A 12,138-nucleotide genomic window follows, 5' to 3' on the forward strand; every position below is an offset into this window, starting at 1 on the left:
ATTCATGTCTAACAACCACACCGCTCAAGCTGACAAACCCGCTCTACTTCAGCCAGAGAACCATAACAAAAAATATGAATCTCTTTTTGTCGAGATTGATACCGGCCAGATCAAACTGCCGATGTTCCAGCGTGAGTTTGTGTGGGAAAAGGAACAGTCCGCAAAACTGATTGACTCCATCCTGAAAGGCTTCCCCATAGGAACCTTCATCTTCTGGAAAACAAAAGAAGAACTACGAAGCTACAAAGAGGTAGGTAACCACAAACTACCTGAAACGCCCAAGGGCGATTACGTACAGTACATCTTAGACGGCCAACAGCGAATCACCTCCCTTTATGCAATACGCAAGGGAATAAGAATAACAAAAGATGGTAAAGAGATAAATTATCAAGACATTTTCATTGATCTTGATAGCACCCCAGAAAGCGATGAGCCAATAGTAACCACTGAGAACCTGACCGAGCAAAATCCAGGAAAGTATATTTCAGTACACCGCTTACTAACTTGCCAGCTAACAGACCTTTTTGACGAATTCGAACGAGACAAACTCAAACAGATAGAGTTTTACAAAGGGAGGCTTGTAAATTACGACTTTTCAACAATAACAATCAAAGACTACCCTATAGAAATTGCCTGTGAAGTATTTTCGAGAATCAACACTGGCGGCAAAGCACTGACTGTTTTTGAAATAATGGTCGCAAAAACATACGACGAATCCAAGGGGTTTGATCTTGCCGAACGTTATGAAATTTTACGCGACGGCTCTGACGATGAGAAAGAATGCTTAACCTCGGCAAAGTTTGAAACACTACCTGAATCGCTAATTATGCAATGCGTATCCGCCATAACCCAAAGAGCTGTACGTGGACGCGACATATTAAAAATCAAACGTGAGGATTTCATTTCCAACTGGAAACCAATGACAGCCTCTCTATTTATGGCCATCGACTTTATTCGGTCAGAGCTACGAGTACCTGTCTCTCAATTACTGCCCTACCCAGCCCTACTAATCCCAATAACTTATTATTTTTATGCAACAAAAAACAAGAAACCCTCACTAAAACAAGCACGACTCCTAGAGCAGTTTTTCTACTGGGCAGGGCTTACTGAGCGCTACGGATCGTCCTCAGACTCAAAAATCAGTGAAGACTTTAACAAAATTGACAAAATCATAGAAAGCCAAGTTCCCGACTATCCAAAGCAAGAGTTATCAATATCACCTGACGACATTGCCGCCACTTATTTCACCTCTGGGAACTCTTACTGCAAATCTATTCTTTGCCTACTGGCATACAATCAGCCAAAATCATTTGACACCAACGGCAGTGTAATACTGGACAACAGCAATCTAAAAATTGCATCAAGCCGAAACTATCACCACTTTTTCCCAAAGAAATACATCGAGGAAAACCTTAAAAACTCAGAACCTAACCTCATCGCAAACATCACACTGATAGATGGATACTCCAACAAACACAGAATCGGAAAAAAGTCGCCCAGCACATATATCGGAGCCTTTTCAAAAGAAAATTTTTCAATTAGCGAGACACTTAAGAGCCACCTAATATTTAATTCAGTCAACTACGGCATCGACATGGATGATTACGATTTATTCATCGAAAAGCGCTCTAAGGCAATTGCCTTATCGTTGAATGTAAAGCTACTTTCGATGACTCCCGAGCAGGCTGAGACTGAAGAAAAAGCTGATATATGACTCTCGAAAACCAGCACCTCGACCGCAAGTCCCTGCGCAAGGTGACAGGCAAATCCGCCAATTGGCAGGAGCTGGCCTCTGATTGCGTCTGCTTCGCCAACAGCGCAGGCGGGAAGTTGCTGATCGGCATCGAGGACGGTGCCGAGCTTCCACCGCCTGAGCAACGAGTAGAGCCAGGACTGCTGGATACCCTGCGCCGCCGGGTTCAAGAGCGCACCGTCAACGTCATTGTTGCACCACGCCTGGTAACGGCCGAAAACGGCGGTCAGTTCGTCGAGCTGACGGTAGCCAAGGCCTTTGGCGTGGCATCAACCTCCGACGGCCGCTATTTCCTGCGCGTGGGCGACAGCTGCCAGCCGGTGCTAGGCGATGACGTGATGCGCTTGCTTAACGAGCGCCCCGGCGTGCCCTGGGAAGCGTTGAGTAACCTGCAGGTGCCACACACAGCCGTCGACGCAGGCAAACAGACTGAGTTAGTTCAGCGCCTGCGCGCTTCGGATCGGGTCAAGGCAAACACCAAAGAAAAAAGCGATCCCGAACTGCTTGATCACTACGGTTTAGCCGACGGTGAGTGGCTGACCAATCTCGGCGTACTGATCCTTGGTACAGCTCGTGATCGTGCCCGTCTAGGCACTGCGCCTATGGTGCAAGCGCTGAAATACGACGAGCATGGCGACAAGGTGAATAAGTGGCTGTGGGATGACTATCAACAGTCGCCCATCGAGCTGGTGGATGCCATCTGGCGCGAGGTGCCGGATTTCCGCGAAAGCTACGAACTGCCCGACGGCCTCTATCGGCAACACATCCCTGCTTTCGATGAGCGGGTGGTGCGTGAGCTATTGGTCAATGCCCTGGTACACCGCCCGTATACCCAGCGCGGTGACATCTACCTGAACCTGCATCCAGATCGGCTCGAAGTGGTAAACCCTGGCCGCCTGCCGTTTGGCGTAACCCCCGGCAATATCCTGCATGCCAGCCGACGTCGTAACGACCGGATGGCAGTGCTTTTCCACGACCTGAAAATGATGGAGAAGGAAGGCACCGGCTTCGATTTGATGTACGACGTGCAACTATCCCAGGGTCGCCCAGCACCGGAGACCAGCGAAGGGCCGGACTCCGTACGCGTCACCATCCGACGCCGCATCGTGCGCCCGGAAATGATCGGCTTACTGAAAACTGTTGATGAGCGCTTCCAGCCCACTCGCCGAGAACGCATCACTCTTGGGTTACTCGCCCAGCACGAAGGCATGACTGCCAGCGAGCTGGCATCCGCCCTGGAACTCAGCTCAGCCGATGATCTAAAGCCCTGGTTCGGTCGCTTGCGTGACTGGCATCTGGTGAGTGAAAGCGGACGCACCAAGGCAACCCGCTACTTCGTCGCACCTGAATGGCTTCGCGGTAGCGGCCTGGAAGGCAAAACCACCCTTACCCGTATTGAGCCGCATCGATTGCGAGCGCTGATTCTGGAAGATCTGCAACGCTACCCTGGCTCATCCTCCAGTGAAATCAACACCCGCATCGGAGGTGAGATTTCTGATCGCACGGTGAAGCGTGCGCTGGATGAGCTGATCGATCAGGAGCAGGTTCGGCCAGAAGGCGAGCGTCGCTGGCGGCGCTATTGGTTAGCCGACCACTCCAGCTGAAACAGCGCACCTCATAAAAGACAAAGCCGGGGCAATCCTGCCCACTTCTATCGGCTTTGTCTTTTAGGGCAACCCCAATGCCCCGAGAAATATACTTCCCGCTAATGGACACCTGTTGATGCGCGCCTGGCTATGTCCGATAGGAATACCAAGTAATGCCCTCCCAGACCCCTCTATGCCGAATGCCTTGTTATGCAAAAGAGTGCCAATCAGTGCACATTTGGGCGAAGATTAGGCCCAAGGATGAGCCCCGCAGGCTCAAGCACTGAAATGGGTTTCCTCCGGGGAATCGACCAGGCAATGGTCTGCTGCACACAGGGGAAGGGACTTAGTGAGCTACAACGAAGACACTTTGGTTCAGCAAACCACTGCTGACTATCTGCGTGACGAGCTTGGCTGGCAGTCTGTGCTGGCCTACAACGAAGAAACCTTTGGCCCCGAAGGCACCTTGGGGCGCTTGAGCGACCGCGAGATTGTGCTGACCCGCTACCTGGGCGAAGCCTTGCTTGACCTCAATCCAGGGCTGCCAACGACTGCGTACCGCGAAGCCATACGCATCATCGCCGAGCGCACTGCTACCCAATCTCAGATGCTCACCAATCGTGATAAGCATCATCAGCTGCTCGATGGCGTGCAGGTGAGCTTTCACAACGACAAGGGCGAGCTGAAAAAACAGCGCCTGCGCGTATTCAACTTCGACGAACCAGAGAAAAACCACTTCTTGGTGGTGCGAGAACTGTGGATACGTGGCGATCTCTACCGACGCCGCGCCGACATTGTGGGCTTTGTGAATGGCATCCCGTTGCTATTCATGGAGCTAAAAAATCTCAACAAAGATATTCGCGCCGCTTACGAGCAAAACCTGGCCGACTACCAGGACACCGTGCCGCATCTGTTCGATCACAACGCCTTCATCGTGTTAGCCAACGGGGTGGACGCCAAGATTGGTTCACTGGGTAGCAAGTTCGAGTACTTCCATGAATGGAAGCGCCTGGACGAATCAGAGCCTGGGGCGGTGGATATGGAAACCCTGCTCAAGGGGGTCTGTAGCAAGCGCAACCTACTCGATTTGTTCGAGAACTACATTCTGTTCGATGAGTCATCGGGCAAGCTGGTCAAAATCGTCGCTCGCAACCATCAATTCCTCGGCGTGAACAAAGCGATTCTAGCGGTACATAACCGTGAAGAACTGGAGCGACGACTGGGGGTTTTCTGGCATACCCAAGGGTCGGGCAAGAGTTATTCCATTGTCTTTTTCGTGCGCAAGGTACACCGCCTACTGGGCGGCAATTTCACCTTCCTGGTCTGCACTGATCGCGATGACCTGGACAGTCAGATCTACAAAACCTTTGCCGGCTGCGGGCTAGCGGACCACGACAAAGATCCCTGCCGTGCTGAAAGTGGCGACCACTTACAGGCACTGCTTGGACAGCACAAATCAGTGCTGTTCACCCTCATCCAGAAATTCAACAAAGATGTCGATCCGAGCAAGCCTTACTCGACCCGTGACGACATCATTGTGGTGACCGACGAAGCTCATCGCACTCAATACGGTCGCCTGTCCCTGAACCTGCGCAATGCCCTCCCCAATGCCAGCTTTATCGGCTTCACCGGCACCCCGCTGTTCAAGGACGACGAAATCACCCGGCGCGTATTTGGCGAATACCTGTCGACCTATGACTTCAAGCGTGCGGTCGACGATAAAGCCACCGTGCCCCTGTTCTATGACGCCAGGGGCGAAAAATTACAGATCGCCACCACTGACCTGAACGAACGCATCGCCGCCAAGCTGGAAGAGCTTGAGATTGATGACATTGACGTTCAGCAGCGGCTGGAGCGCGAACTAAAGCGCGAGTATCACATCATCACCGACGGCCATCGCCTGGAGCGCATAGCCGCCGACTTCGTAGAGCATTACTCAACGGGTTGGGAAACCGGCAAAGCCATGCTGGTGTGTATCGACAAAGTCACCTGTGCCCGCATGCACGCGCTGATTGCCGACCGCTGGCAGGAACGTATCAATCAGCTGGAAAAGCAGCTGAGCAGTGCGAGCGATGAACAAGAACTGATCTTCCGCGAGCGGCAATTGGCCTGGATGCGCGAAACCTTGATGGCCGTAGTGGTCAGCGAAGAACAAGGTGAGGTCGACAAGTTCAGCAAGTGGGGCATCGACATCAAGCCCCACCGCAAGCTGATGAAAGAAGGCTTTGAACTGGGCGACGGCAAACGCCTGGATATAGAGTCCGCCTTCAAGCGTGAGGCACACCCATTCCGCGTCGCGATCGTTTGTGCCATGTGGCTCACCGGCTTCGACGTGCCAAGCCTTTCCACGCTGTATCTGGACAAGCCTTTAAAGGCCCACACGCTGATGCAAGCCATTGCCCGCGCCAACCGGATCAATGAGGGCAAAAACAACGGTCTGATCGTCGACTACTGCGGCATCCTCAAGAACTTGCGCAAAGCACTCGCCACCTTCGCTACAGGCTCGGATGATGATGGCACTGAGGATGATCCCGCCCGCCCCAACGAAGAGTTATTAGCTGAGATGGCTGAGGCGATAGACCTGGTCAGAGACTACCTCAGTGAGCATGACTTCAAGCTAGCCGACATCACCGAGAAAACCGGCTTCGCCCGCAACGCCGCAATTGTTACCGCCAAGGAAGCGATCAACGATAACGACCAGACTCGCAAGCGCTTTGAAATCCAAGCGCGTGAGGTATTCAAGAAATTCAAAGCCTGCCTGACCATTCCCGGCGTTAACGACTTCCGCAACGATGTAGGTGCCATCAACATCATCTACAAAAGCCTGCAAAAAGACCGCGACCAGGCAGATATATCTGATCTTATCCGCCAGCTACACGAGGCTATGGATGGTGCAATCGCTAGCCAAGGCCTGCCGCAGAAGGAAGACCATACGGTCTACGACATCAGCAGCATCGACTTTGACCTGCTCCGTCGCGAGTTCGAACGAAGCCCCGCGAAGAAGACCACAGTACAGAACCTAAAACAGGTCATCGAAAACAAGCTGGCCAAGCTGCTCGCCCAGAACCCGCTGCGTACCAACTTCCAGCAGCACTATGAAGAAATTGTCGCCGCGTACAACAGCGAGAAAGATCAGCAGACTATTGAACACAGCTTCAACGTATTAAGTAAATTTCTCGAAGCCCTTACAGATGAAGAAAGTCGGGCCATACGCGAAGGTTTGGATCAGGAAACCCTCGCAATCTTCGATCTAATGAAGAAACCAGATCTCGACAAAAATGGGATTAATCAGATCAAAAAAATAGCAAAAGAGCTTCTAGAAACCTTAAAGAAAGAGAAGCTAAGAATCGAAAATTGGCGTGAAAAAGAAAGCACACGGGATGCGGTTCAAATAGCAATTCGCGACTTTCTTTGGGATGAAAAAACTGGCCTACCCGTTGACACATATAACGAGGACGAAGTTATTTTCAAAGCAGGTGAAATTTACAAGCACGTTTTCACAGCTTACCCATCCTTACCCTCTCCACTATTTTAAGAAGCACAGCCTACACAAGGAAGAAAAATGAAATTAGGCATTCTCCATCTTAGCGACATACACATAAAAAACAAAGAAGACAAAGTCCTTGGAAAGGCTGCCCAGATAGCAGCTGCGTGTTACAACACAGCAAAAGAGTCAGACTTAACTCTTATCACAATCACTGGCGACATAGCATACAGCGGAAGCAAAGAGCAGTACGAACTAGCAGAAACACTCTTAAAGGAAATCCAGTCATACATACTTGATGAGTCTGGAAAATCACCTGAAATAATCGTAACTCCAGGAAATCACGACTGCATACTTATTCCAGAGACACTTCCTCGAAAACTAGCAATCAGGAACATTGTCGCCAACCCTGAGGAAGCAAGCGACCCAGAGGCGATTGAAATCTGCACAGCAGTTCAGGAAAACTTTTTCTTATTCAGGAAAAACATAACCAGAGCAAAACCAATATTTGAGGATAAGCTCTGGTGTGAATATGAAATTGATATCAGTGGCAACCCAATCAGAATCTCTGCAATTAATGCTGCCTGGATGTCACGCATCCCTGAGACCCAAGGCGAGTTGGTCTTCCCAATTGATAACTACATCGAGATAATCGAAGCACCCTCAAATTTAAGAATTTCGCTAATACATCACCCACTAAACTGGTATTGCCAGGCAAGCTATCACCCACTAAAGAAGACATTACGCACACACTCAAATGTAATTCTTTCTGGCCACGAGCACTCATTTGGATCAGAAGAAGTAATTGATTCCGAAAATGGAAGCATACTAATTTTCGAAGCACCAGCTTTACAGCCTCACGACGAACAAAACTCGGAGTGCTCATGTTTGCTTTTCAACATACATGAAAACACAGTAGTCGAACGTAGGTTCAGTGTGTCCGGTGCAACACCACAACTCCTTAAAGAAGAGATTGTTCATCAGCTAAAAATCTCTGAACAAAGCTTAAAAGGCAAATATCGCCTACTGCCGGCCTTCGTAGAAACGCTCTCCGATCCTGGTGGAAACTTTACGCACCCAGAAAGAAACAAAATATTAGCAGAAGATGTTTTCCTTTACCCGGAACTAAAAGACAACACCGGCGAAGAAGAAAGCAAAACAATTTATGCCGACAAAATAATCCAAGCAAGCACAGAGGGAGACAAGACACTTTTGCTTGGCGAAGACGAGGCAGGAAAAACATTCCTCCTTAAAAGAATATTCTTAGACCTACACAACCAAGGCCTTATACCTTTATACATAAAAGCCACGGACCTTACCTCTGTAAGCGACAGAGAGCTTGATAAAAAAATCGCCGCACTTGCAGAAAATCAATACTGCCAAGCAGAAGAAATCAACTACGCACCAAAGAAAAACAAGATAGCAATTGTCGATGATATAGACAGAATATCCGGCGGCGCACGATCTCAATTAAAGTTAATACAGCACTTAGAAAAAAACTTTTCATCGATATACGTAACTGCAAATTCAAGATACCAGATAAGCGAACTAGTGGATGTTGACGCCGCTGAATCATTAGCAGATTTCTTGACATATACAATCAGGCCTTTCGGCCTAAGCATGAGACACAAGCTCATTAAGAAATGGTGTTTGCTTGGGGACGTGTCAACCAAAACAGCTCTTGATGCACGTGTACATGACGTTGAACGCCTTATTACAACAATTATTGGCAAAAATCTGATTCCAGCAAAACCAATATACCTATTAATCCTCTTACAAAGTAGCGAACAGAAACAACAAGGAGAACTACAAAATAGCAGCTTCTCCCATTATTACGAGTACTTGATAGTTAAAAGCCTGAAAGAAGCAGGCTTTAGAGCTGACCGTCTAAACGAAATGTTCAACTACCTTGCAAATCTTGCCTGGGAATTTAAAGAACGAAACTCGAAAGAACTAAGCACCAATGAATTCAAGGAATTCAACAGCAAATTCTCTTCCGAATACACCTCTGTAGATTTCGAACCTCGGATTGAGATACTAACAAAATCCAAAATACTCTTACAAAATGGCGGAGGTTATAAGTTCAACTACTCCTACATATATTACTTATTTATTGGGAAGTACTTAGCAGATAACCTTCACAAAGACTCAATCAAAGAAAAAATCACAGAATACTGCCTCGACCTTCACAAGAGAGAAAACGCCAACTCCATAATGTTTCTAACCCACCACAGAAACGACCCATGGGTTGTTGAACAAATCACAGACAACTTGAAAACGTGCTTCTCAGACAAAACGCCACTTGAATTAAATGGCGACGTAAAAGCGATAAATGAATTTGTCGAAACCGCCTCACAGCTCTTAATCGAAGAAATTGATGTTGATCGCAACCAAGAGCAACAGAGAGAGCTAGCTGACACTATTTCCGAGAATGAGTCGGACGAGCAAGCAGAACAAACTACCAGCGGAACCGTTAATGACGCTCTGTCACTAACATCTAAACTTCACAAATTAACAAAGACATCTGAAATTCTTGGGTTAATAACCAGAAATTATTACGGTTCAATTGAACGCTCACGCAAAAATGAATATTTAAAACAAATATTCGACGGCACCCTCCGCTCCCTGAAAGCTATTTTCTCAGGAATTGAAGAGCAGCCAGAGGCTTTTATATCAGAGCTAGAGCGCGCAATTGAAGAGGCAAGGCCAGGTCTGACGGCTGATCAACGAGTTGAACACGCCAAGAAATTTGCTTTCCAAATAACCGGACTCATCTGTACCGGATTTATTGCAAAATCTGCCCAATTTGTAAGCTCTGAAAAAATCAGAGAGGACATTTTTACCTTAGTAAATGAAAATCCAACTAATTCATACCGACTGATTGGCGCAGCAACCTACCTTACACAACCAGGAAATCTTCCTTTTACCGAAATAGATAACCTAGCCAAAGCACTCAAAGACAACCCTTTCGCATTCACGATATTACAGAGCCTAGTATTTTACCACTTACACATGTTCCACACATCCGAGTCAGATAAGCAACGACTTGCGTCACTAGTTAAAATAAGCCTCAGCCAATCAAGAGCCATCGATCTGAAAACAAGAAAGAGCAAATTAATTAAAAGCAACTAAATAATCATACAACCCTCTTTAGGAAACTCTATCCAGAGATAGCTCCCATAGAGGGTTGCATCATTCAATAACTTTGCGCAAGATAAGAATCGACAGCCAAACATTTCCATCCTGGTAATTAGCCATCCACAACTCACCTATGCAGTTATTACGATATGAGCGAGCTAACTAGTTTTACATTAAGAGAAATTACCAGCGGTTCATTTTTTATCGCAGGATTATCCGCATGGCTAGGCAGCGTGTGGAAAAGCAGAATTCACTTGAGAGAAAAACACATTACCGATATCGAGATAAAAAATCTTGAAGCCAGCCATGCTCGAAAAATTCAATCACTAGAGCACGAATTACAAATTGAACGAAATGCAGCCCAGCTAGGACATGCAAAATTAATCGAAACTAGAGCCGCGCTAATTGATCAAAACTACAAGCTCTTAGTAACACTCCACGAAGCCATATATGACACAATTCGCCCAGATTATTTTGGTCGCAAAAAACCTTCAAAGCAAGATGCCTATAATGCTGCACTCCCAAAGTTTGATTCATTCGTAGCGCATTTTGAGAGAAACAGAATTTATTTCTCAAGAGACATAGCTGATAAAATATCTAGCTTTTATGTTGCAGCCGCACAAACTCTCGACCAAGCCCGAATCGCCATTGCATCAGGGGAATCCCTCGGAAACGGAGAAACACCTAACCTTCAAAAACTGTTCGAGAAAGTTAACTATGACATGAACGAAGCACGTAAATCGATAGAACACGACTTCAGAAATATACTTCGCGTAAACGAGATATAATCACTCATATGACCAACACCAACCAAAATAAGTCTTAACTATTAACCACTGAGAAAATAAAGCCGTGTTCAGCTTACAAGACCTTGAAAGCCTTAACAAATTAGTCCGCATTCTGGTTTGGCCGCTTATGGCAGCTGCATTTTACTCAAGCTATGGCCTATTTTTTAAGAGCGAACTTCCAAGCCAAGAATCCTGGAGTTACCCAATAGTATTCTCCGCTCTGTTCGCAACACAGGTAATTCTGATTTCGTTTTTCGTTGAAGTAATAGACTGGATCCTTGAGTCCTTATCTAAACTCACAACCGAATGGCTACATGCTGCTTTCGGACTAACGATACTTACAGCAGGCCTTCTACCTCTACATAACATCGGCCAACCTGAGACCTCCCCATTAGTATCACCCCTTTGGGCTTTTGCTTGTTTAGCATGGGGATTTCGCATCTTTCTCCCGCTTAAGAGCGACTAACTATCAGCCTGGCATATAGATATAGTGCAAGGATTGCTAATAACCAACCAGAAACATACAACTTCTCAGAGCTCTGGCCTTAGCCAGCTGCACCAACAGATTTATAATCATCGAAACCGAAAAACTGGATCACTCATCACGCTAACAAGGTTAAGCTCGGGCTGAGACTTTCTCTGACCATTACTTGCACGCCACACTAAGTCAACATCTAGGTGTCCAAGCTCTATAATCAGAGTTCCTTATCAAACGCGCCTCCCCCATGCCTTAGACACGTTATCTAAAGCAAGCCATAGTGCTCCCGGCGCTGGATCATCAAGCGCGGCACGCAGGTAGGTCAGAATGGTCTCCTCGTCCTGAAGGTGGGCGGCAGCGTCGAACGCTTGCGGCCAACGGCCAGACTGCATTTCATCACTGTGTCGCATGATGAAACCCTGTTGAGCCGCAGGCGAATAAAGCAGGTGGTGAGGTGGTCGGTAGGCCTACCTCACACATCCTGCCCTGAACCCAAAGATAACAGTCGCAAATTAACTCGTCACTGCTTGCAATTAGTAGGCACTTTTCACGCCCCCCCACAGCACTTATACGTCACTTTCATACCACTTAATTGCAATCTAAAATCTGCCAAAGCAAACTCGTGCAGCACAGTGCAAACAATTGTTGACCTGCGCAAAAAAGAGATGCATATATTGGCCATAGCCTCATACTCACGACCAACCACCATGTCTGCATCAACAGATAGCAACAACCAGTTAAAACTTCGAACAATTTCACTCATGAACATGCTAAGGAAACTCTGAAAAAGACTTCCTGATTTTGGCAAAATACCCAGACTCCACCCGCCGAGTTTTCCGATGAAGCAGATGACCTTCGCCGACGCCGAGTACGCCGGTAAGCGCAAGCAGACCCGCAAAGAGTTGTTCCTG

Annotated in this window: 6 protein-coding genes; 5 read left to right on the forward strand and 1 reads right to left on the reverse strand. The window is 47.6% G+C overall.

The genetic code is table 11. The features are described from left to right. The first annotated feature begins 4 nt into the window (after nucleotides 1–4). The 5 genes from VCA57_RS10425 (at nucleotide 5) to VCA57_RS10445 (ending at nucleotide 10,749) form a co-directional block, all read left to right on the forward strand. Nucleotides 5–1,714, forward strand: coding sequence for a DUF262 domain-containing protein (locus VCA57_RS10425; RefSeq protein WP_411184925.1), 1,710 nt, complete (start codon nucleotides 5–7; stop codon nucleotides 1,712–1,714). Then, nucleotides 1,711–3,357 carry an ATP-binding protein gene (locus tag VCA57_RS10430; RefSeq protein ID WP_411184926.1) on the forward strand — a complete coding sequence of 549 codons (1,647 nt, stop codon included), beginning with the start codon at nucleotides 1,711–1,713 and terminating at the stop codon, nucleotides 3,355–3,357. The genes VCA57_RS10425 and VCA57_RS10430 overlap by 4 nt, the downstream gene beginning before the upstream one ends. A 331-nt stretch (nucleotides 3,358–3,688) precedes the next feature. Continuing rightward, nucleotides 3,689–6,874, forward strand: a complete 3,186-nt coding sequence (locus tag VCA57_RS10435) for a type I restriction endonuclease subunit R (RefSeq protein WP_411184927.1) — start codon at nucleotides 3,689–3,691, stop codon at nucleotides 6,872–6,874. Between the two features lie 27 nt (nucleotides 6,875–6,901). Continuing rightward, nucleotides 6,902–9,955, forward strand: a complete 3,054-nt coding sequence (locus VCA57_RS10440) for a metallophosphoesterase (RefSeq protein WP_411184929.1) — start codon at nucleotides 6,902–6,904, stop codon at nucleotides 9,953–9,955. A 155-nt stretch (nucleotides 9,956–10,110) separates the two neighbouring features. Beyond that, the gene (locus VCA57_RS10445; protein ID WP_411184930.1) at nucleotides 10,111–10,749 is read left to right on the forward strand and encodes a hypothetical protein; all 639 of its coding nucleotides are present in this window, start codon (nucleotides 10,111–10,113) and stop codon (nucleotides 10,747–10,749) included. A gap of 1,025 nt (nucleotides 10,750–11,774) precedes the next feature. Here the strand turns inward: VCA57_RS10445 and VCA57_RS10450 are convergent. Then, nucleotides 11,775–12,138: hypothetical protein (locus VCA57_RS10450; protein WP_411184931.1), on the reverse strand; the 364-nt coding region annotated here is incomplete at its 5' end.

Origin of the sequence: Pseudomonas sp., from assembly GCF_046581935.1 — a bacterium.
Taxonomy (GTDB): Bacteria; Pseudomonadota; Gammaproteobacteria; order Pseudomonadales; family Pseudomonadaceae; genus Aquipseudomonas.

Coding starts and splice junctions, on each gene's coding strand:
- VCA57_RS10445 (WP_411184930.1), top strand. CDS start 10,111: ATGAGCGAGCTAACTAGTTTTACATTAAGAGAAATTACCAGCGGTTCA.
- VCA57_RS10430 (WP_411184926.1), top strand. CDS start 1,711: ATGACTCTCGAAAACCAGCACCTCGACCGCAAGTCCCTGCGCAAGGTG.
- VCA57_RS10440 (WP_411184929.1), top strand. CDS start 6,902: ATGAAATTAGGCATTCTCCATCTTAGCGACATACACATAAAAAACAAA.
- VCA57_RS10425 (WP_411184925.1), top strand. CDS start 5: ATGTCTAACAACCACACCGCTCAAGCTGACAAACCCGCTCTACTTCAG.